16 protein-coding genes and 1 pseudogene are annotated in these 22,195 nt (G+C 70.4%); 11 read left to right on the forward strand and 6 right to left on the reverse strand.

The window, feature by feature from the left end; all coding sequences use genetic code 11:
* The first annotated feature begins 92 nt into the window (after window positions 1–92).
* The 8 genes from KO353_RS01070 to KO353_RS01105 all read left to right on the forward strand — a co-directional run bounded on the left by KO353_RS01070 (window position 93) and on the right by KO353_RS01105 (window position 12,279).
* The gene (locus tag KO353_RS01070; RefSeq protein ID WP_218285952.1) at window positions 93–1,214 is read left to right on the forward strand and encodes an efflux RND transporter periplasmic adaptor subunit; all 1,122 of its coding nucleotides are present in this window, start codon (window positions 93–95) and stop codon (window positions 1,212–1,214) included.
* A gap of 37 nt (window positions 1,215–1,251) precedes the next feature.
* On the forward strand, window positions 1,252–4,386 hold the full coding sequence (locus KO353_RS01075; protein ID WP_218285953.1) for an efflux RND transporter permease subunit: 3,135 nt from the start codon (window positions 1,252–1,254) through the stop codon (window positions 4,384–4,386).
* Window positions 4,387–4,473: 87 nt separating this feature from the next.
* Window positions 4,474–5,277, forward strand: coding sequence for an enoyl-CoA hydratase-related protein (locus KO353_RS01080; RefSeq protein WP_235691965.1), 804 nt, complete (start codon window positions 4,474–4,476; stop codon window positions 5,275–5,277).
* Between the two features lie 5 nt (window positions 5,278–5,282).
* Window positions 5,283–6,356 (forward strand): Ldh family oxidoreductase, encoded by a 1,074-nt coding sequence (locus tag KO353_RS01085; protein WP_218285954.1) that lies wholly within the window; start codon window positions 5,283–5,285, stop codon window positions 6,354–6,356.
* Window positions 6,357–6,496: 140 nt separating this feature from the next.
* Window positions 6,497–7,621: an efflux RND transporter periplasmic adaptor subunit gene (locus KO353_RS01090; protein ID WP_218285955.1), complete on the forward strand. Its 1,125-nt coding sequence runs from the start codon at window positions 6,497–6,499 to the stop codon at window positions 7,619–7,621.
* Window positions 7,622–7,624: 3 nt separating this feature from the next.
* A complete protein-coding gene (locus tag KO353_RS01095; RefSeq protein ID WP_218285956.1) occupies window positions 7,625–10,687 on the forward strand; it encodes an efflux RND transporter permease subunit in 3,063 nt (1,020 codons plus the stop codon).
* 81 nt (window positions 10,688–10,768) lie between these two features.
* The gene (locus KO353_RS01100) at window positions 10,769–11,032 is read left to right on the forward strand and encodes a hypothetical protein (RefSeq protein WP_218285957.1); all 264 of its coding nucleotides are present in this window, start codon (window positions 10,769–10,771) and stop codon (window positions 11,030–11,032) included.
* Window positions 11,023–12,279 (forward strand): MFS transporter, encoded by a 1,257-nt coding sequence (locus KO353_RS01105; RefSeq protein WP_218285958.1) that lies wholly within the window; start codon window positions 11,023–11,025, stop codon window positions 12,277–12,279. The genes KO353_RS01100 and KO353_RS01105 overlap by 10 nt, the downstream gene beginning before the upstream one ends.
* Here KO353_RS01105 and KO353_RS01110 read toward each other — a convergent pair.
* Complete coding sequence (locus KO353_RS01110; protein WP_218285959.1) at window positions 12,254–13,672, reverse strand: amidase; 1,419 nt, start codon at window positions 13,670–13,672, stop codon at window positions 12,254–12,256. The two genes, KO353_RS01105 and KO353_RS01110, sit on opposite strands and share 26 nt — an antisense overlap.
* An 81-nt stretch (window positions 13,673–13,753) precedes the next feature.
* Here KO353_RS01110 and KO353_RS01115 point away from each other — a divergent pair, with 81 nt between their 5' ends.
* Complete coding sequence (locus KO353_RS01115) at window positions 13,754–15,571, forward strand: thiamine pyrophosphate-dependent enzyme (RefSeq protein WP_218285960.1); 1,818 nt, start codon at window positions 13,754–13,756, stop codon at window positions 15,569–15,571.
* Here the strand turns inward: KO353_RS01115 and KO353_RS01120 are convergent.
* The 5 genes and pseudogenes from KO353_RS01120 to KO353_RS01130 form a co-directional block, all read right to left on the reverse strand.
* The gene (locus KO353_RS01120) at window positions 15,568–15,855 is read right to left on the reverse strand and encodes a hypothetical protein (protein ID WP_218285961.1); all 288 of its coding nucleotides are present in this window, start codon (window positions 15,853–15,855) and stop codon (window positions 15,568–15,570) included. The two genes, KO353_RS01115 and KO353_RS01120, sit on opposite strands and share 4 nt — an antisense overlap.
* Window positions 15,825–16,091, reverse strand: a complete 267-nt coding sequence (locus KO353_RS16205; RefSeq protein ID WP_235692078.1) for a chromate transporter — start codon at window positions 16,089–16,091, stop codon at window positions 15,825–15,827. Before KO353_RS16205 ends, KO353_RS01120 begins: the two co-directional genes overlap by 31 nt.
* Window positions 16,088–16,333, reverse strand: a complete 246-nt coding sequence (locus KO353_RS16210; protein WP_235691966.1) for a hypothetical protein — start codon at window positions 16,331–16,333, stop codon at window positions 16,088–16,090. The genes KO353_RS16205 and KO353_RS16210 overlap by 4 nt, the downstream gene beginning before the upstream one ends.
* Window positions 16,334–16,355: 22 nt before the next feature.
* Window positions 16,356–16,688, reverse strand: a pseudogene (locus tag KO353_RS16960) (chromate transporter); the annotation flags it as partial.
* Window positions 16,672–18,477, reverse strand: coding sequence for a gamma-glutamyltransferase family protein (locus KO353_RS01130; protein WP_218285963.1), 1,806 nt, complete (start codon window positions 18,475–18,477; stop codon window positions 16,672–16,674). The pseudogene KO353_RS16960 and the gene KO353_RS01130, both read right to left, overlap by 17 nt.
* A 125-nt stretch (window positions 18,478–18,602) precedes the next feature.
* Between KO353_RS01130 and KO353_RS01135 the strand changes: the two genes are divergently transcribed.
* Together KO353_RS01135 and KO353_RS01140 are read left to right on the forward strand one after the other, a co-directional pair.
* Complete coding sequence (locus KO353_RS01135; RefSeq protein WP_218285964.1) at window positions 18,603–21,467, forward strand: molybdopterin oxidoreductase family protein; 2,865 nt, start codon at window positions 18,603–18,605, stop codon at window positions 21,465–21,467.
* Window positions 21,464–22,195, forward strand: coding sequence for a 4Fe-4S dicluster domain-containing protein (locus KO353_RS01140; protein WP_218285965.1), 732 nt, complete (start codon window positions 21,464–21,466; stop codon window positions 22,193–22,195). Before KO353_RS01135 ends, KO353_RS01140 begins: the two co-directional genes overlap by 4 nt.

The raw sequence follows: 22,195 nt of genomic DNA on the forward strand, positions 1-22,195 counted from the left end.
ATCGTTTCGCTTCGCGCGTTGCGGCCGCTTCGGCCCGATGGCAGGGTTCCCGGCAGGAGAGGCGCAGGCATCAGGGGAGCACCGGCGCGCTCATGCGCGTGATCACGCAGATCGGCATCCTCGCCCTGCTCGCAGGTGGCGGCGCGGCGTGGCACCTCTATGGCGAGCAGGTCGGCCTGCCGCGGCCGCTTGCCCTTCTCGGCCTCGAGCAGACGGCTGGGCAGGCCGGAGATCCCGGTCGACCGGCAGGTGGCGGCGGGCTCCAGGTCGTCGCCGCCCCGGTGCGGGTCGGTGCCGTCGTCGAGCGTGTGGAGAGTGTCGGCTCCGCTCGTGCGCGGGAGGCGATCACGCTGACAAGCCGCGTCTCCGGGATCGTCTCCGCGATCCGCTTCGAGGAGGGCCAGCTCGTCAGAGCCGGCGACGTGCTCGTCGAGTTCGACCGTTCGACCCAGGAGGCCGAGCGTGACCAGGCGCGCGCCCAGCTCGACGACGCCCGCACCCGGCTGAACCGGGCCCGTCAGCTCCGCGCCACCCAGGCGGTGCCGGAGGCGCAGATCGACCAGCTCGAGGCGGCGCTTCGCCAAGCCGAGGCGCGGCTTCGCCAGATGGAGGCGAGGATCGACGAGATGAAGATCGTCGCGCCCTTCGCCGGCCGTGTCGGCCTCCGGCAGGTGAGCCTCGGCGCCCTCGTCCAGCCTGGGCAGGCCGTCACCACCCTCGACGATCTTTCCAGGATGCGGATCGAGTTCGCGGTCCCCGAGGTGTTCGTGGCGCGGCTCTCCGTCGGCATGCCGGTGGTGGCGACAAGCCCTGCTTTCGGCGGGCGTCGTTTCGAGGGCGCGGTGGAGGTGGTCGACACGCGGATCGACCCGGCGACCCGCTCGGTCAAGCTCGTCGCCTCCTTCGCCAACCCCGACGAGGCGCTGAAACCCGGCATGTTCATGAACATCGAGCTCACCCTCGCGCGACGCGAGACGGCGATGCTGGTTCCCGAGGAGGCGATCGACCCGGTGGCCGACCGGGCATTCGTGTTCGCCGTGCGCAATGGCCGCGCGGTGCGTCAGGAGGTGAAGCTCGGCACACGGCTTGCCGGCGAGGTCGAGGTGCTCGACGGCCTCGCCCCCGATGACCAGGTGGTGGTACGCGGGCTGCAGCGGCTGCGCAACGGCCAGCCCGTGACCGTCACCGAGGTCACGCGCCGGCCGATGAGCTGAGGCGGCAGCCCCAGGCCGAACACCAGGACGACCGCGCATGGTGCTTTCCGACGTCTCGATCAAGCGCCCGGTCTTTGCGACCGTGATGTCGCTCCTCCTGATCGTGCTCGGGCTTGCGAGCTTCCAGAAGTTGCCGGTGCGCGAGCTTCCCGACATCGACCCGCCGATCGTCTCGGTCAGCACCACCTACAAGGGGGCGTCGGCGCCGGTCGTCGAGAACCAGATCACCGAGATCATTGAGAGCGCGGTCGCCGGCATTGAGGGGATCAAGACGATCTCCTCCTCGAGCCGGGACGAACGCAGCCAGGTGAGGATCGAGTTCCGCCTCTCCCGGCCGGTGGACGCTGCGGCGAACGACGTGCGGGACCGGGTGGCGCGCGCGCTCAACCGACTGCCCGAGACGGCTGATCCGCCGGTCGTCGCGAAGGTGGACGGAGACGCCCGTGCGATCCTGTGGGTGATGCTCACCTCGCCTCGGCATTCGGGGATGGAACTGACCGACATCGCGCGCACTCTTCTGGTCGACCGTCTTTCGGTCGTCGATGGTGTCGCGAGCGTCATGATCAGCGGCGAGCGGCGCTTCGCGATGCGAATCTGGCTCGACCGCCGCGCGATGGCGGCGCGCGGGCTCACGGTCGAGGACGTGGAGCAGGCGATCCGGCGCGAGAATGTCGAGCTTCCGGGCGGGCGTCTCGAGAGCGGGGCGCGCGAGTTCAGCGTGCGCACCGACACGCGCCTCTCCACGCCGCAACAGTTCCGCAACATCGTCGTCTCACGCTCGGGCGGCGCGCAGGTTCTGCTCGGCGACATCGCGCGCGTCGAGATCGGGCCGGAGGATGACCGGGGCGAGGTGCGCGTCAACCGCGAGAACGCTGTGGGTTTGGGCATCGTCCGCCAGTCGAAGGCGAACACGCTCTCGGTGGCGAACGGGGTCAAGGCGGAGGTCGAGCGGCTGCGGCCGGTGCTGCCCGAAGGAGTGAAGCTCATTTACGGCTACGACGAGAGCCTGTTCGTTGCGCAGTCGATTGACGAGGTATTCCACGCCCTCTTCATCGCGCTTGCGCTCGTCGTCGGCGTCATCTTCATCTTCCTCCGCAGCCTGCGCGCGACCCTGATCCCGGCGGTCGCGATCCCGGTCTCGATCATCGGCTCCTTTGTCGTGATCGCGGCGATGGGCTTCTCGCTCAACGTGCTCACGCTGCTCGGCCTCGTGCTTGCGATCGGCCTTGTCGTCGATGATGCGATCGTCGTGCTCGAGAACATCCACCGGCGGATCGAGGAGGGCGAGGAGGTGCTCTACGCTGCCTTCCATGGGGCGCGGCAGATCGCCTTCGCCGTGGTGGCCACGACGCTCGTCCTGATCGCGGTGTTCGTGCCGATCTCCTTCCTCGAGGGTCAGACGGGGCGGCTGTTCTCCGAGTTCGGCTTCGCGCTTGCCGCCTCCGTCGCGGTCTCGAGCATCGTCGCTCTGTCGCTGACGCCGATGATGTGCTCCAAGCTACTTCGGCCGCACAGCGCGGATGCGCGGCTCGTGCGCTGGACCGAGCCGGTATTCGGGGGTATGAACCGCGGCTTCCGTTGGCTGCTCGAGCGTTGCCTGCGCGCGCCGATCCTCGTTCTCGCAGGGGCGGCGGGGCTCTCCGGCCTTGCGGTGCTCCTCTTCCTCTCGGTGCCGAAGGAGTTCATCCCGGTCGAGGATCGCGGCGTCGTCATCATCCCCACCACGGGCCCCGAAGGCGCGACCTTCGCCTATATGCGCGAGCACGTCCGCCAGCTCGAGGACCTCGTCTGGCCCTATGTCGAGCGTGGCGATGCGGTCACCGTCTTCGCCTCGATGGGCGGCTTCCAGCGCCCCGCCGTGCCGAATACGGCCAACATCTTCCTCCGCCTCGCTCCGTGGAAGGAACGGTCGGTCAAGCAGCAGGAGATCACCCGCGAGCTGTTTCCGAAGGTGCAGGCGATCCCGGGAGTCCGTGCCTTCGCCCTCAACCCCGGGAGCCTCGGAAACCGAGGCTTCCAGCCCCCCGTGCAGTTCGTCATCCAGGGCCCTGACTATGACACGCTCGTGGCGTGGCGCGACGCGGTCATCGAGCGCGCCCGACAGGAGCCGGGCCTCCTGAACGTCGACAGCAACTTCCGCGAGACCAAGCCGGAGATGCGTGTGGATATCGACCGACGCCGCGCCGCCGATCTCGGCGTGTCGATCGCAACGATCGGCCGGACGATCGAGACGATGATGGGCGCGCGGGAGGTCGGCACCTATGTCGAGCGCGGCCAGGAATACAAGGTGATCATGCAGGCCGAGGCGAGCGAGCGCGTCACGCCGCATGACCTGCAGAACATCCTCGTCCGCTCCGCCTCGGGCCAGCTCATTCCGCTCTCCGCGCTGATCACGGTGACCGAACGGGCACGGCCGCAGGAGCTGCGCCGCGAGGACCGGCTCCGCGCCATCACCATCACCGCGTCGCTCGCGCCCGGCACCTCGCTCGGCGAGGCGCTCGACAGGATGGATCGGATCGCGGCGGAGGTGCTGCCGGCGGAGGCGCGCACCACCTATCGCGGCCAGAGCCTCGAGTTCCGCGAGAGCTCGACGGCCCTCTACGTCAGCTTCGGGCTCGCGCTTCTGATCGTCTATCTCGTGCTCGCGGCGCAGTTCGAGAGCTTCATCCACCCCTTCATCATCCTGCTCTCGACGCCGCTTGCGGTCACGGGCGGGCTGCTCGCCATCTGGTCGATGGGGCTGTCGCTCAACATCTTCAGCCAGATCGCTCTCGTGCTCCTGATCGGGCTGATGGCGAAGAACGGCATCCTCGTCGTCGAGTTCGCCAACCAGCTCCGCGAGGAGGGGAGGAGCGTGCGCGAGGCGGTGCTCGAGGCCTCGGTCGCGCGCCTGCGCCCGATCCTGATGACCTCGATCGCGACCATCCTCGGCGCCTGGCCGCTCGCCGACGCCTCCGGCGCGGGGGCGGAGAGCCGCGAGGCGCTTGGGGTTGTCATCATCGGCGGGATGGTGCTGTCGACCGTCATCACCCTGTTCGCCATCCCCGGGCTCTACCTCCTGCTCGCGCCGATGACGCGGCCGATCGGCGAGATCGCGCGCCGCCTTTCAGCCTACGAGACGACCGGTGTCCGGCCGGCTCACCCGCACGCCCGTCCAGCCCCTGCGAAGTAGCGCCCCGAGCATGGCTGGCGCGACTTCCCCCCGCCCGGGTGCCGTCGCAGGATTGCGTCGCCGGCGCGGGAAAGAGGAGAGAGGGCGATGGGCAAGGAGGCGGCGAGCGTCCTGATGGAGATCGATGCGCGCGGCATCGCGCGCGTGACGCTGAACCGACCGGAGGTGAACAACGCCTATGACGAGGAGATGCTCGGGCGCCTCGAGCAGGGGCTTGCCCGTATCGCCTCGGATCCTGCCGTGCGCGTCGTCGTCATCGCCGGGGCGGGAAGGCATTTCCAGGCAGGTGCGGACCTCGCTTGGCTCAGGCGCGCGGCCTCCTACCCGCCCGAGCAGGCCTTCGCCGCGTCGATGGCCACGACCCGGACGATGCGCGCCCTCAACGAACTGCCGAAACCCACGGTCGCGATGGTGCGCGGCGCCTGCTTCGGCGGCGGCGCCGGGATGGTCTGCTGCTGCGATGTCGCTGTGGCCGAGGAGGGGGCCATCTTTGGGCTCACGGAAGTGCGCGTCGGTGTCGCTCCGACGCCGATCTCGACGCATCTCGTGCACGCGCTGGTGCTTCGCCATGCGCGGCGCTATGCGCTGACGGGCGAGCGGTTCGACGCGGCGGAGGCGCGTCGCATCGGCCTCGTGCACGAGGTTGTGCCTCCGGAGGCGCTCGAAGCGCGGGTCGAGGCGATCGTCGAGGAGATCCTGCTCGCTGCCCCGGGTGCGGTCGCGCGCTCGAAGGCGAGCCTGCTCGCCTCGACCGGCTGGACGCTCTCGGAGGCCGAGATGGCCGCCCTCGCGCATGACAGCTGGATGCAGCGCGCCTCCGCCGAGGGGCGGGAGGGACTTGCGGCCTTCCTCGAGAAGCGGCGCCCAGCCTGGGCCAAGGCGAAGGGCTGAGGGCGATGGCGGAGGGACTGCGCCTCATCCCGCCCGCGCGCCTGCGCGAGATCGCGCGCGCGATCTTCGGGGCTGCCGGCTGCCCGGACGCGGAGGCGGAGGCGATCGCGGATCACCTGGTCGACGCGAACCTCGCCGGTCATGACAGCCATGGCGTAATCCGGATCCTGCCCTATGTGAAGGCGCTCCGGCGCGGCGCCGTGGTGCCCGGCCGCACGCCCGAGGTGGTGCGGCAGGAACCGGCTCTCGTCGTGCTCGATGCCGCGAACGGATTCGGCCAGACGGCCGCCAATGCAGCGACCGATCGTGCCTGCTCGATCGCCGAGACGATGGGGGCGGGGACGGTGCTGATGCGCCGCTCGGGACATGTCGGACGCCTCGGCGCCTATGCCGAGCGCGCCGGGGCGAAGGGCTTCGCGACCATCATCCTCTGCAACGCGCCGCGCCCGGGCGGCGGCGTGATCGCCCCCTGGGGCGGGCGGGAGCGTCGCCTCGGCGCGAACCCGATCGCGATGGGCATGCCGCGGCCGGGAGCGCCCGCGTTCATCCTGGACTTCTCCACGAGCTACTATGCCGTGGGCAAGCTCCGCGTGGCCCGGAACAGGGGCCAACTCCTGCCGGAGCCGGCGATCATCGCGGCCGACGGAACGCCGACGCGCGACCCGAACGCCTATTTCGGCCCGCCCGAGGGCGCGATGATCCCCTTTGGCGGCCACAAGGGCTACGCGCTCAACGTGTTCACAGACCTGCTGGCCGGCCTGCTCTCGGGCGGCGGCGCCGATTATCCGCCTCCCGGAACGGACGAGCAGGGCGGCAACAACCTGCTGATCCATGCCGTCTCGGTCGAGGCCGCGGTCGGCGGCTCCGGCGCCCGGGGTCTCGCCGAGGCGATCGCGGCCTATGCCGCCTGGGTCACCTCGGCCACCCCGCTCGACCCGGCCCGGCCCGTGCTTCTGCCGGGCGAGCCGGAGGCGCGGGCACGGGCCGAGCGCGCGGCGGGGATCGCGCTCGATCCGCAAACGCTCGCCCAGATCGCCGAGGCGGCATCTCTCGTCGGGCTCGGAGACCTGGGCCTGTAGCGGGGCAGGGTCGCGCAGGCGTGACGGCACCGATGGTTGCCGTGCGGTGCCGGCCTGCTAGACTGAACCTTGTTCAGTTTCGCCGATGGCCGCCCTCACGCCTCCTCACGGGCGAAGCGCGGCACCATGACGGGGCAAGCATGCGTCGGCTGATCGTCGCCCTTGCCGCTCTCGGCCTTCTCGCCGCGGGCGGCGTGGGGCTTTGGCAGTTTCGCGAAGCCGCACGCCAGGGCGCCAACGCCGCGCGCGGGCCGGGCGGGCCGCCCGCGGGGTTCGCCATCCCGGTCGAGGCCGAGCCGGTGACGATCGCCCGCATCGCGGAGGAGATCCTCGCGGTCGGCACGCTGAAGTCGAACGAGAGCGTGCTGCTTCGCCCAGAGGTCGCCGGCCGGATCGCCGAGATCGGCTTCGCCGAGGGCACGCCGGTGAAGGCCGGAACGGTGCTCGTGCAGCTCGACGACTCGATCCCGCGCGCCGAGCTCGCCCAGGCAGAGGCGAATCTCGCCCTCGCGCGGGCCAACGCCGCGCGCGCGCAGGAGCTCTACGCCCGCGGCGCGGGTTCCGCTGCGAACCGCGACCAGGCGACGGCCGCGCTGCGCACCGCCGAAGCCGCGGTCGATCTCGCTCGCGCCCACCTCGGCAAGTATCGCCTCACCGCACCGTTCGACGGCATCGTCGGTCTCCGCCGCGCCTCGCCCGGGGAGTTCGTCAATGTCGGGCAGGAGATCGTCAACCTCGAGAGCATCGACCCGATCAAGCTCGAGTTCCGCGTCCCCGAAGTGGCCTTGCCGGCGCTGCGCGTCGGCCAGCGCATCACGGTCCGTGTCGATGCCTATCCGGATCGTTCCTTCACGGGCGAGGTCTACGCGATCGACCCGGCTGCCGATGCGGCCGGCCGCTCGATCGCGGTCCGCGCGACTCTCCCGAATCCTGAGGGGCTGCTCCGCCCCGGCCTGTTCGCCCGCGTCGTTCTCACCGTACGGGAGGAGCCCGAGGCCGTGCTCGTGCCAGAGACGGCGATCGTGCCCTTTGGCGGGCGTATCCTCGTCATGAAGGTGGTGGAGGGGAGGGCGCAGCCCGTTCCCGTCACGCTCGGGCTCCGTCGTGACGGCATGGTCCAGGTGATCTCGGGTCTCGCGGCGGGAGATGTGGTGATCACCGCCGGCCAGATGAAGGCGCAGCCGGGGGCCGCCGTCGCCGTGATCCCTCCGTCCGGTGCCGCCGGCAGCGGTCCTCCGGAGGCGCCGCGCCCGGCGGGAGGCTGAGCTGTGACGCTCTCGGAGCTCTGCATCCGGCGGCCGGTGCTCGCCACTGTGATGAGCCTGATGATCGTGCTGGTCGGCCTCGTCTCGTACGACCGGCTGACGGTGCGCGAATACCCGAACATCGACGAGCCGGTGGTCACGGTCGAGACGACCTATCGCGGCGCTTCGGCCGAGATCGTCGAGAGCCGGATCACCACCCCGCTCGAGGAGAGCCTCGCCGGGATCGAGGGGATCGAGGTCATCTCCTCGATCAGCCGCCAGGAGCGCAGCCAGATCACGCTCCGCTTCCGCGTCACGCGCGACCCGGACGGCGCCGCCAACGACGTGCGCGACCGGGTGGCGCGCGTGCGCGCCCAGTTGCCGGCCGAGATCGACGAGCCGGTTGTGCGGAAGGTGGAGGCCGATGCGCAGCCGATCATCTATCTCGCGTTTTCGTCCGACCGGCACAGTCCGCTCGAGGTTACCGACATCGCCGACCGGCTTGTTAAGACGCGGCTTCAGAACCTGCCGGGGGTGGCGAATGTGCGCATCTTCGGCGAGCGGCGCTATTCGATGCGGATCTGGCTCGACCCCGTGCGGCTCGCGGCCTACGGGCTTACGCCTGCCGACGTAGAGGATGCGCTGCGCCGGCAGAATGTCGAGATCCCGACGGGCAGGCTCGAGAGCGGGAATCGCGAGTTCAATGTCGTCGCCGAGACCGATCTGCGCAGCCCTGCCGAGTTCGAGCGGCTTCGCATCCGCGAGGTCCGCGGCTATCTCGTGCGGCTCGCCGATGTTGGCCGCGCCGAGATCGGTCCGGAAGATGAGCGCGTGGTCGCCCGCTTCAACGGCGAGGCCGCCGTCGCGCTCGGCATCATCAAGCAGGCGACGGCCAACCCGCTTGATGTCTCGGCAGCCGTGCGCGAGGCGTTTCCGGCCGTGCGCGCGCTTCTGCCAGAGGGCATGCGCGTCGAGGTCGGCTACGACAGCTCGGTCTTCATCGATCGCGCCATCCGCAACGTGTTCAGGGTGATCGGCGAGGCGATGCTGTTCGTACTCGTTGTGATCTTCCTGTTCCTGCGCTCGGTGCGCGCCACCCTGATCCCGCTCGTCACCATCCCGGTGAGCCTGATCGGCGCCTTCGCCTTCATGCTCGCGCTCGGCTTCTCCATCAACACGCTGACGCTGCTTGCCTTCGTTCTCGCCGTCGGGCTCGTGGTCGACGATGCGATCGTGATGCTCGAGAACATCGCCCGCTATATCGAGCAGGGAATGGAACCGATCGCTGCGGCCATCCGAGGGGCGCGCGAGATCGGCTTCGCCGTGGTGGCGATGACCATCACGCTTGCCGCAGTGTACGTTCCGATGGCGTTCCAGACCGGCCGCACCGGCCGCCTGTTCGTCGAGTTCGCGCTCACCCTCGCCGCCGCCGTGATCGTTTCGGGGTTCGTTGCGCTGACGCTCTCACCGATGATGTGCTCGCGGCTGCTCACGCATGAGCCGAAGCGCGGGGCACTCTACCGGTTCGGCGAACGCGCTCTCGACGCTCTTACCGCCGGCTACCGCGCGGCGCTTCGGGCCGCGCTTGGAATCCGCCCCGTCGTATTCGCGCTCGCGCTGCTGCTGGGGGGCTTCTCCTGGGTGATGCTCGGCCTGATCCGCTCCGAGCTCTCGCCGACGGAGGACCGCGGCATCATCGTCGGCATCGCGATCGCGCCTGACGGGGCGACGATCGACTACACCCAGCGGTGGCTCAGGCCGCTCGAGCGTGCGTTCGCCGAAACGCCGGAGGTGACGCGGCATTTCACCGTCGCCGGATTTCCGGTGGTCAGCCAGGGAATCATGTTCGCAGGCCTTTCCGACTGGTCGCAGCGCGAACGCTCCTCGGCGGAGATCGCGCAGTCCCTGTTCCCGCGCTTCTTCGCCACCCCCGGCGTGCTCGCCTTCCCGGTACTTCCCCCCTCGCTCGGCCAGCCGCCGATCGACAAGCCGGTGCAGTTCGTGCTGCAGACCTCCGGCCCCTACGAGGAGCTGCAGCGCGCGGCCGAGGCAATGCTCGCAGAGGCGCGGCAGATCCCGATCCTCACCGGCCTCGACAGCGACCTCAGGCTGAACAAGCCGCAGGTTCGGCTCACGATCGACCGCGACAAGGCGGCCGCACTCGGTCTCTCGGAAGAGCGGATCGCCCGCAGCCTCGAGACGCTGCTCGGCGGCCGCAAGGTCACCACCTTCAAGATGAACGGCAAGCAGTACGACGTGATCGTGCAGGTCGACCCGGCCGAACGCACGCGCCCGCAGGATGTGCTCGACATCTTTTTGCGCACGCCGTCGGGGGCGGAGGTGCAGCTTGCGAACCTCGTCCGGCTCGAGGAGACGGTCGCGCCGCGCGAGCTCAACCACTTCAACAAGCTCCGCTCGGCGACGATCAGCGCCACGCTCGCGCCGGGCGCAACGCTCGGCGAGGCACTCGCCGCGCTCGAGGCGGCGGCCGCGCGCGTTCTGCCGCCGACGGTGCAGGTCGACTATACCGGCGTCTCGCGCGAGTTCCGCAGCACCTCCGCCTCGCTCGCGCTCACCTTTCTGCTCGCGCTCGCGTTCATCTATCTCGTGCTCGCGGCGCAGTTCGAGAGCTTCGTCGATCCCCTCGTCATCATGCTCTCGGTCCCGCTCGCGGTGGGGGGCGCGCTCGCAGCCCTTTGGCTCAACGGCATCACCCTCAATGTCTATTCGCAGATCGGCCTGATCACGCTCATCGGGCTGATCACCAAGAACGGGATCCTGATCGTCGAGTTCGCGAACCAGCTCCGCGAGCAAGGGCTAGAGATGCTCGATGCGGTGGTCGAGGCCTCGGCGCTCAGGCTTCGGCCGGTGCTGATGACCACCGCCGCGACCGTGCTCGGCGCGACACCGCTCGCGCTCGCGGAAGGAGCGGGGGCCGAGAGCCGGCAGGCGATCGGCTGGGTGATCGTCGGCGGCATGACGGTTGGCACCGTGTTCACGCTGTTCGTCGTTCCTGCCGCCTACACGGTGCTCGCGCGGCGCCGGCGCGTCGCGCTCTCCGAGGCCGCTCCGGCGCCGGCGGAGTAGTGGCGGCAGGTTGCCGAGGAGCCGCGGCGGCGCGAGACTGCACGCGGTTTTCGCGCTCGACGTTCTCCGGGGAAACGCCGCATGCTGCCGTTCCTGCGCTCCTTGGCCGAGCTGATCCGGTCGCTCGCGCCGTCGGCCGGGTTCGTCATCCCGATCGGCTCGGTGGAACGCCGTCGGCCGACCGGGCTCGACGGCACTGATCGCCATCGCCTCCGCATGGCTCAGCTGGACGGGCGCGCGAGCGGCACGCCGGGGGTGCCGAGGGGCACGCACGGCCGAACGCTCCAGATGGCGGCGGTGCGCCACCCCGCTGAGTCGTGGCCATGCGTCACGGCGTGTCCGTGACCGCGATGGCGCCTTCGCCTCGGCCCTCGATCGGGCGGCTGTTCGTCACCATCTCCCTGCCGCTCTCAGCCGGCGCGGCGCTCAATCAGCTCAACCGGGCCGTCACCGCCGTCATCGCGCCAGTGCTCGCGGACGCGTTCTCGCTCACGGCCTCCGATCTCGGGCTGATGGGAGCGGTGCTGTTCGCGGCGTATGCGCTGGCGCAGCTTCCCGTCGGCGCGGCGCTCGACCGTTACGGCCCGCGTCGGGTTCAGGCATCGCTGATGCTGGTGATCGCTTCCGGAGCGCTGGTGTTCGCCGCGTCTGACGGGCTCGCGCAGCTTCTGGTCGGGCGCGCGCTTCTCGGCATCGGCATCTCGGCGGCGCTGATGGCGCAGCTGAAGGCGACGCGGCAGTGGTTCCCCGCCGGGAAGGTCGCGACCGTGGCAGGCTGGACGGTCGCGTTGTCCTCGCTGGGCGGGATCGTCGCCACCGTTCCGGCGGAATGGGCAGCGGCGCATTTGGGCTGGCGCGGCGTGTTCATCGCCGTCGCAGCCATCGCCCTTCTCGCAGCGGCCTGGATCTGGCTGCAGGTTCCTGACGTGCCGTGGCAGGGAGTCTCATCCGGCGGGCTGTCGGCGGAAGCGGCAACGCTTGCACGCATTCTCCGCCACCCGGCCTTCGTCCGCCTCGTTCCCTGCGTGATCTTTCTCTCGGCTCTGAACTTCACCTGGCAGGGGCTCTGGCTCGGGCCCTGGCTGCGCGATGTCGCAGGCCTCGACGGGCCGGGGCGGGCCGAGGTTCTGCTGTTCTACGCGCTCGGCTTCACCGCCGGATCGTTCTTCTCCGGTATCGTGCAGGCGCGGCTGGTCGCCGCCGGAGCGCACCCGATGGCGCTGATGGTTGCCTGCACGCTCGGCACGATCGCGCTGTCGCTCGCCTTCGCTCTCGGCCTCGGCCTGCCGCTCTGGCTCGGCTGGTCGCTCTGGCCGTTCCTCGCCTCCGTGGGCCCTGTCGGTTACACCCTCGTCTCGGCGCGGTTCCCCGCCTCGGAGACAGGGCGTGTCTCGACGGCGATCAACGCGGTGATGCTCGCAGTGGTGTTCGCCGAGCAGCAGGGGATCGGCGTGATCCTCGACCTCTGGCCGCGCACCGAAGCCGGTGGGTGGGACCCGCGGGGATACGCGGTGGCGCTTGCTCTGTCTGCGCTGCTTCAGGCCGGCGGGCTTGCGTGGCTGCTTCTCAGGCGGGAGGAGCGGGCGCCCTGAGGTGCCAGTCAGTCACGTTCTGGAAGGCGTGGCCAAGGCGGAACAGGGTCGGCTCGTCGAACGGGCGGCCGACGATCTGGTGCCCTGCCGGCAGGCCGTTGCGTGTGAAGCCGGAGGGAAGCGAGAGCGCGGGCAGGCCCAGATAGTTGAACAGCCGCGTGTTGCGCGGGATCGTGGCCTGCCAGCGCGCCCCGGTGGGAGCGCCGGCGTCGCTCTCGGCGATGGTCGGAACCGGGTCGAGAAGAACGGGCGCGAACAGGGCGTCGCAGCGGCTGAACACGGTGCGGCAGAAGGCCTCCGTGAGAGGTTTGCGCGCCCGAAGCGCATCGAGGTAGGTTGCGGCCGGAATGGCGAGGCCGGTCTCGAGCCGCGTGCGGACGGCTTGCGTGTAGTCGTCGGCATGGTCGCGGAGCTGGGCGGCGTGCAGGGCGGCCGACTCGGCGAGGATGATCGTGCCCACGAGCGTGCGGATCTCGGCAAGCCCGGGCGCCTCAACCTCAACCACCGTCGCTCCCGCGGCCCGCCAGGCGGCGAGCGCGTCCTCGAGGATCACGCGCACCTCCTCGTGCACGCCCTCCCACAGGAAGCCGCGCGCGACGCCGATCACGAGACCCCGCGCGCCGCCCTCGATCGTGGCGAGGAAGTCGGGCGCGGGGCGTGCGGCGCAATCGGGATCGAGCGGGTCGGCGCCCGCGATCGCCTGCGTGACCAGCGCGACATCGTGCGCCGAGACGGCGAGCGGGCCGACCGTGTCGAGGCTTGCCGAGAGCGGCATCGCGCCGTGTCGTGAGACGAGGCCCCAGGTTGGCTTCAGACCCGTGATGCCGCAGATCGCCGCCGGCAGGCGGATCGAGCCGCCCGTGTCGGAGCCGAGCGCGGCAAGGGTGGCGCGTGCGGCGACGGCAGCGCCTGATCCTGACGACGACCCGCCGGTGATGTGCGCCGGGTTCCAGGGGTTGCGGACGTGCCCCGTGTGGTCGTTGTGGCCGGTCGGGTTGAAGGCGAACTCGGCCATGTTGAGCCAGGCGACCTGGACGGCGCCCGCGGCATCGAGGCAGGCGAGGGCCGTCGAGGTCGTCGCCGGCACATGGCCACGGCGCAGCTTCGCGCCGCATTCCGAGAGCTCGCCTGCGCGGTAGAACATGTCCTTGTGCGCCATCGGCACGCCGGCGAGCGGGCCGACGGGCTCGCCGCGCGCGATCGCCGCATCGATCCGCTCGGCCGCAGCAAGCGCCGCCTCGCGCCTCGGCCGCGCGACGGCGTTGAGGTGCGGCTGCCAGCGCTCGAGGGCGGCGAGAGAGGCCTCGGCTGCGGCGACGGCGCTGATCTCGCGTTTCCGGATCGCCTCCGCGAGCCTGCCGATGCCGAGGCCCAGGATTCCCGCCGAGGTCATGCCGCCCCCGCCTGTTCGCCGCATTGCCACCGCACTATAAGGGCAGCACGTTACGACCATAAGCCAGGGAACACGACCACGATGGCGCATCTCGAAGCACGGCCTGCGGAGGGCGCGCGCGCCGGCGGCGCACGGTTGGCTGGGCGGCCGGGAGGGCGGCTGCTTGCCGACGCGCTGCGCGCCCAAGGGGTGACGCACGTGTTCCAGGTTGCCGGCGAGAGTTTCCTCGGCCTGCTCGACGGGCTTTACGAGAACCGATCGCATATCAGAACGATCACCTGCCGGTTCGAGGGTGCTGCGGTGAACATGGCCGAGGCGCACGGCAAGCTCACCGGCCGGCCGGGGGTGGCGATCGTCACGCGGGGCCCCGGTGCCTGCCACGGGTCGATCGGCATCCACATCGCGCAGCAGGACAGCACGCCGCTCGTGCTCCTCGTCGGCCAGATCCCGCGCGGCGACACCGACCGCGATGCTTTCCAGGAGATCGACTATCGCCGGTTCTTCGGCGGCATCGCGAAATGGGTGACGCAGATCGACGACGCCGCGCGCATCCCCGAGCTTATGCACCACGCCTTCCAGGTCGCCCTGTCGGGCCGGCCCGGCCCCGTCGTGGTCGCGATCCCCGAGGACATGCAGACCGACATCGCCGACGTTCCTGACCCGAGGCCGGCGGTGGCACCGCGCATTCTGCCCGACCCGGCGGCGATGGCGGAGCTGAAGCGCCTGCTTGCCCGCGCGCGGCGACCGCTCGTGATCCTCGGCCAGGGCGCGCACTGGACGGCCGAGGGCAAGGCAGACCTCGCGGCGTGGCTGATGGCGAACGAGCTTCCCGCCGCCGTCGGCTTCCGGCGCCAAGCGATCCTCGACAACACGCTCCCCGTATTTGCGGGCGATCTCGGCAATGGCGGCGACCCTGCCCTGTTCGCCAAGGCGCGCGAGGCCGATCTCGTCATCGCTGTGGGGTCGCGCTTGGGCGAGCCGGTGACGCAGGGCTACACCGTGTTCACGCCGCCAAAACTCGAGGTGCCGCTCGTGCACGTGATGCCCGATGGCGGAGAGCTCGGCCGCGTCTACCAGGCCGATCTGCCGATCCAGTCCGACCTCAACGCCTTCGCTGCAGCGGCGCGCGCGACCGTCACGGTCGAGCCCGCTTGGCGCGCCTGGACGCGCGAGATCCGCGCCAACCGGCTCAAGTGGTCGGGAGAGGTTCCCGCCTACGAGGGGCGGCTCAACCTCGGCGCGGCTATGAAACAGCTCGAGGCGATGCTTCCCCCCGATGCAATCGTGACCACCGATGCCGGCAATTTCTCCGGCTGGGGCGTGCGATTCATCAACTACGGCGCCGGACAAGTCCTGATCGGACCCTGCTGCGGCGCGATGGGATATTCGGTGCCGGCGGGGATCGCGGCGAAGCTTCTCTTCCCGGAACGGACCGTCATCAGCATGGTCGGCGATGGCGGGTTCCTGATGAACGGCCAGGAGATCGCGACCGCCTTCCACCACGGCGTCAACCCCGTGATCCTGGTGTTCAACAACCAAATGTATGGCACGATCCGGATGCATCAGGAGCGCGACTATCCCGGCCGCGTCTCCGGCACGGCGCTGACCAACCCGGATTTCGCGAAGTTCATCGAGGCCTATGGCGGCCACGGCGAAGTGGTGCAGGAGACGGCAGAGTTCGCCCCGGCGATGGAGCGTGCTCTCGCTTCCGGAAAGCCCGCGCTCGTCGAGCTCCGCATGAACCCCGACCAGATCACGACGCGCACGACGCTGACCGCCATGCGCGCCGCCGCGAAACCGCAGGCCAAGCCGGCCCGGCCCAACAAGAAACCGGCGAAGCGAGCCGCGACTGCGCGCGGCCGCGCCGCTAAGCCCGCCGCCAAGCCCAAGAAGCGCTAAAGCAGGGTCGAGACGGCACCGGCGACCGCCCCAGCGGCGAGAAGCAGAAGCGGGTGCACGGTCGTCATGGCCGAGACCACCGCGACAGAGGCGACCACGAGCAGAATGAGGCCTCCCGCCCCGAGGCTCGACGTGATCAGGACGCCCGATGAGGCGACGAGCGCAACCGAGAGGGGCAGGAGCGCGGCACGGAGCAGCGTCTGCCGCGCGGGGGGGATGCGCGCGGCCCAGGAGCAGACGGCGAGCACCGAGATCACGCTCGTCGGGCCGACGAAGGCCGCCATGGCGGCGAGCCCTCCCACCCAGCCGCCGAGCCTCCCCCCCCCATGACTTCCCAGCCGATCAGCGCCACGATCATCGCGTTCGGCCCGGGCGCGAACTGGCTGATGGCGTAGAGCTCGGCGAACCGCGCGGGCTCGAGCCAGCCGTTCGACACGACAGCGATCCGATAGATCTCGGGCACGATCGCGATCGCCCCGCCGACCGCGAGCAGCGACAGGCCCAAGGAGACGGCCATCACGTGCAGCAAGAGCAAAAATCTGGCCGGAGCCTCCCGAACGCGCCGTGCAGGGCGAGCGAGAGCGGGATGGCCGCAAGAAGCACGAGCGCAAGCAGCAGGCGAAGCAGCGCGACCGCTCCGAACACGCCGGCGAAGACGAGGAGGCCGAGCGGGCTGCTGCGGATCGGCTCTCCCATGCGCCACGCGGTTCCGAGCAGGAGCCCCGCCGCCGCTGCCGCCATGCCGAGAAGCGCACCCTGCATCGCGGGAAGATGCGTAAGCGCTCGCAAGCGTGGCGAGCAGCATCGCGATCAGCACCGGCACGACGACCATTCCGGCGACGGCGGCGGCAGCCCCGCGCGCGCCGCCATGGCGATCGCCGAAGGCGGCAGCGAGGTTGATCACGTTCGGCCCGGGCAGGATCTGCCCGAGCGCAAGCAGCTCGGCGAACTCCGGGCCGGTGAGCAGGCGCCGGCGCTCGACGAGCTCGCGCCGGGCGAAGGGGAGCGTGCCGCCGAAGCTCTGCACCGAGATGCTCAGAAAGAGAAGGAAGATCTCCCGCGGTGCAAGCGGCGCCGGCCTCTGACCGTCCAGTTCCATCTCAGCGGCCGACGGCATAGCCCTGCATGCCGCGCGGATTGGCCCCCGCCTTCAGGAGCCCGTTCTCGAGCCGCGCCGCCGAAAGCCTTCCCTCGCTCCACGGACCGCCGACCTCGACGTCATGGCCGCGGCGGGCGAGCGCCTCCGCGACCTCCGGCCCGAACCGCTCCTCGATCACCACCCGCCCTGGCCGTGCCGGCCGTGGCCAGAACGAGGACGGCCAGTGCTCGCAGTGGAAGGCGGGAGCGTCGATCGCCTGCTGGATGTCGAACCGGTGGTGGATCATCCGCAACAGGAAGGCGAGCGACCACTGGTCCTGCTGTTCGCCGCCGGGCGTGCCGTAGGCCATCCAGGCCCTCCCGTCCTTCAGCGCCATCGAGGGCGACAGCGTCGTACGCGGCCGCTTCCCAGGGGCAAGCCCGTTCGGATGATCCTCGCGGAGCCAGAACATCTGCCCGCGCGTGCCGAGCGGAACGCCGAGCTCCGGGATCACCGGGCTTGACTGCAGCCAGCCACCCGAGGGCGTGGCGGAGACCATGTTGCCGTGACGGTCGATCACGTCGACATGGCAGGTGTCACCGCCGATCGCACCGAGGCGTGCGACCGTTGGCTCGCCCGCGCCGGTGTTGGAGCCGTAGCTCGCGGCATCGCGGTGCCGCGCCGCGTGATCGACCCACGGGGTGACACGGCCGGGCACCCTGCCTGGGCGAAGCTCAAACGAGGCGGTCTCGCCGATGAGCCGCCGGCGATGGTCGTTATAGTCGTCGGAGAGCAGATGCGCGAGCGGAACATCGACGAAGTCCGGGTCGCCATACCAGGCCTCGCGGTCGGCGAAGGCGAGCTTCTGCGCCTCGATGATGCAATGGAGAAAGTGGGGGTCGAGCGGTGAGGTGGCATCGAGGTCGAAACCCTTGAGCAGGGCGAGCGTCTGGAGATAGGCGGGCCCCTGGCTCCACGGCCCGCACTTGAGCACCGTCACCCCGCGATACGTGTAGGCGAGCGGCTCCTCGTAGCGCGCCTGCCAGCGTGCGAGGTCGTCGGCGGTGAGCAGCCCGCGATGAGTTCGGCCGGAGACGTCGAGCACGTCCGTTCCGCGACAGAACCGGTCGATCGCCTCCGCCACGAAGCCGCGATACCAGGCGCGACGCGCGGCCTCGATCTGCGCCACGCGATCAGCGCCCGCCGACTCGCCCTCGCGCAGGACCCGCTCGTAGGTCTCGGCAAGCGCTGTGTTGCGGAACAGCGTGCCCGGCTCTGGCACTTCGCCGCCCGGAAGGAACACCGCGGCCGAGCTGGTCCAGGCAGCGGTGAAGAGCGGCTGCATGGTGCTGATCGTGGCGCTGATCCGCGGCACCACCGGAACGCCGTGGCGTGCGTAGGAGATCGCGGGCGCGAGCGCCTCGCGCAGGCTGATCGTTCCCCAGTCGCGCAGCATGAGCATCCACGCATCGAAGGCGCCGGGAACGACAGCGGGCAGAAGGCCGGTGCCCGGGATCAGCTCGTGGCCGAGCTCGTCGCGCAGCTTCGCGATTGTCGCGGCTGCGGGGGCAGGCCCCTGGCCGCAGATCACGCTCTGTCGGTTCTCGGCGGCGCTGTGGAGCAGGATCGGCACATCTCCGAGGGGCCCGTTGAGGTGCGGCTCCGCCACCTGAAGCACGAAGCCCGCGGCGACGGCGGCATCGAAGGCGTTGCCGCCGCGCTCGAGCACGCCCATGCCGGCGGCGGAGGCGAGCCAATGGGTGGAGGCGACGACGCCGAACGTGCCGAGGATCTCGGGGCGGGTGGTGAAGGTCGGGGACCAGCTCATCGGTGTCCTCCGTGCGCGCCCGGCCCCTATAGTGCGCGCCCTCCTCCCTGGCCAGGGGAAGGGCGGTTTGACGCCGCTCGTGCGCGCGCCTAGCGTCCGGCTGTCTTCGGGAGCGTTCCGCGGGAATGGAGACCCTCGATCTCTCGCCCGTCGTCTCGGACGAGGTGACGTGCACCACGTGCTACATGTGCGCCTGCCGCTGCGGGATACGGGTTCATCTCCGCAACGGCCAGGTCCGCTACATCGAGGGCAACCCGGACCATCCGGTCAATCGCGGCGTGCTCTGCGCGAAGGGCTCGGCCGGGATCATGAACCATCTCTCGCCGGCGCGTCTGAGGAAGCCGCTCAAGCGCGTGGGCCCGCGCGGCGAGGGCGCGTTCGAGGAGATCGGGTGGGAGGAGGCGCTCGGCCTCGCGCAGTCCTGGCTTTCCGAGGTGCGCGCGAAGGACCCGGCACGGCTTGCCTTCTTCACAGGGCGTGACCAGAGCCAGGCGCTCACCGGCTGGTGGGCGCAGGCCTTCGGCACGCCGAACTTCGCCGCGCATGGCGGGTTCTGCTCGGTGAACATGGCGGCCGCCGGCCTCTACACCCTCGGCGGCAGTTTCTGGGAGTTCGGCGAGCCGGATTTCGAGCGCACGAAGCTGTTCCTGATGTTCGGCGTCGCCGAGGACCATGACAGCAACCCGATCAAGCTGGGGCTTGCGCGGCTGAAGGCGCGCGGGGCGCGGTTCGTCTCGGTCAACCCGGTGCGCACGGGCTACTCCGCGATCGCCGACACCTGGCTTCCGATCCGCCCCGGCACCGACGGCGCGCTCGTGCTCGCCCTGATCCACGAGCTGTTCCGGACCCGCAAGATCGACCTCGCCTTCCTGCGCGCCTGGACCAATTCGCCCTGGCTCACGATCGATGCGCCGGGAACGGCCGAGCACGGCCTATTCGCGCGCGGGGAGGACGGCAGGCCGCTGGTGGCGGACGGCGACGGCCGCCTGCACGCCTGGGACGCGCCGGACGTGTCGCCCTCTCTGACCGCCTCCGTGACGCTCACCGACGGCCGCCGCGCGCGGCCCGTGTTCGTCACGATGGCGGAGCGGTACCTCGACCCCGCGCTCGCGCCTGAGCGCGCCGCGGCCGTGACGGGTATCGATGCGGGGCGGATCCGCGCGCTCGCGGCGGAGATCGCGCGCGTCGCCTTCGAGGAGGCAATTACCGTCGAGACGCCCTGGACGGACTGGCGCGGCGTCCGGCACGAGCGCTTCGTCGGAAGGCCCGTGGCGTTCCACGCGATGCGCGGCATCAGCGCGCACGCCAATGGCTTCCAGACCTGCCGCGCTCTGCATCTGTTGCAGATGCTGCTCGGCGCCGTCGATTGCCCCGGCGCCTGGCGCTACAAGTCGCCCTATCCGCGGCCCACGCCGCCGCCGATCCTGCCGGGGGGCAAGCTCGGCGAGGTCGCGCCCGGTGCGCCTCTTCCACGCCCGCCGCTCGGCTTCCCGACGGGGCCGGACGACCTCCTCGTCGACGCGACGGGGAGGCCGCTCAGGATCGACAAGGCCTATTCCTGGGAGGCGCCGCTCGCCGCGCACGGGATGATGCATCTCGTGATTCGGAACGCCTGGGCGGGCGACCCCTACCCGATCGATGTGCTGTTCCTGTACATGGCGAACATGGCCTGGAACTCGGCCATGAACAGCGCTGGAACGGTGCGGATGCTCACCGATACGAACCCGGACGGGTCATACCGCATCCCCCGCATCATCTACGCCGATGCCTATGCGTCGGAGACGGTCGCCTACGCCGATCTCGTCCTGCCTGACACCACCTATCTCGAGCGCTACGACGCGATTTCCCTCCTCGACCGGCCGATCGGCAGCGCCGAGGGGCCGGCCGATGCGATCCGCCACCCCGTCGTGGCGCCCGACCGGGACGTGCGCCCTTTCCAGGATGTGCTGCTTGACCTCGGCGCGCGTCTCGGCCTGCCCGGCATGGTGCGCGAGGACGGCACGCCGCGCTACCCGGGCGGCTACGCCGACTACATCGTCAACCACGAGCGTGCCCCGGGGATTGGCCCGCTCGCCGGCTGGCGGGGAGAGGACGGACGCAAGGAGGGGCGCGGGGAGCCGAACCCGCGCCAGCTCGAGCGCTACATCGAGAACGGCGGCTTCTGGAAGATGCGCCTTCCCGAGCAGGCGCTGTTCATGAAGTTCGCCAACCGCGCCTATCTCGAACACGCCGTGGCGATGGGGTTCCTCGCGCGGCCGGAGCCTGTCGTTCTGCAGGCCTATCTCGAGCCGCTGCAGCGGTTCCGCCTCGCCGCAATGGGCCATGGCGACCGCCAGCCGCCCGACCACCTGCGGGGGCGGATCATCGCCTGCCTCGACCCACTGCCGGTGTGGTACCCGCCCTTCGAGGGCGAGGCGGTGGAGGAGGCCGACTTCCCGCTGCGGGCGGTGACGCAGCGCCCGGCCGCGATGTACCACGCCTGGGGAAGCCAGAACGCGTGGCTGAGGCAGATCCACGGCGAGAACCGGCTCTATATGCACCGCGGCACCGCCTCCCGCCTCGGCATCGCCGACGACGACTGGGTTCACGTGACGAGCCATCACGGGCGGATCACCGTGCAGGTGCGGCTGATGGATGGGGTCGAACCCGGAACGGTCTGGACCTGGAACGCGATCGGCAAGCGCGCCGGCGCCTGGGCGCTCGACCCGCGGGCACCGGAGGCGACGCGCGGCTTCCTGCTCAACCATCTGATCAGCGAGCATCTTCCTGGCGGGGAGGGAGAGGCGCGGCTGAACGCCGACCCGGTGACCGGCCAGGCCGCGTGGTACGACCTCCGGGTGCGCGTGGAGAAGGCGGAAACAGGCCGTTCCGTGACCGAACCGGCGCTGCCGCCGCTCGCGCCCCCGCCCGGAATCGCCGCGCCGAAGGGGCCGCTCCGCTTCGGCGCCGCTTTCGGACGTTCGCCTGAGAACCGGGCCAAGGGGCGATGACGAGCCTTCCCGACACCCAGCCCGCGAAACGGCTCGGTCTTGTGATCGACCTCGACACCTGTGTGGGCTGCCATGCCTGCGCGGTGAACTGCAAAGAGTGGAACACGGGCGGCCATTCCGCTCCGCTCACCGACCTCGACCCCTACGGCGCCGATCCGAGAGGGGTGTGGTTCAACCGGGTGCACAGTTTCGAGGCGGGCGAGGGGGAACGGGGAAGAACGGTGCACTTCCCACGCTCCTGCCTGCACTGCGACGAGCCCGCCTGCGTTACCGTCTGCCCCACCGGGGCGAGCTACAAGCGCGCCGAGGACGGGATCGTGCTCGTCAACCCCGACACCTGCATCGGCTGCAAGCTCTGCTCCTGGGCCTGCCCCTATGGTGCGCGGGAGTATGACGAGGACGAGGGCGTGATGAAGAAATGCACGCTCTGCATCGACCGGATTTACAACGAGACCCTTCCGGAGGCGGAGCGCGTTCCCGCCTGCGTCTCCACCTGCCCGGCCCAGGCGCGCCACTTCGGCGACCTTGCCGACCCAGCGAGCGCCGTCTCGCGCCTCGTGGCCGAGCGCGGCGGCGTCGACCTGATGCCCGAGCTCGGCTACCGGCCGGTGAACAAGTACCTTCCGCCGCGGCCGCGCGCTGGGCTCGCTCCGGCCGGCGACGACAGGAGTCCCGAAACCACGCTTTCGGGATTTCTGGGCTGGGTGGATCGGATCCTCTCGCGGTGA

Source organism: Elioraea tepida (assembly GCF_019203965.1).
GTDB lineage: Bacteria > Pseudomonadota > Alphaproteobacteria > Acetobacterales > Acetobacteraceae > Elioraea_A > Elioraea_A tepida.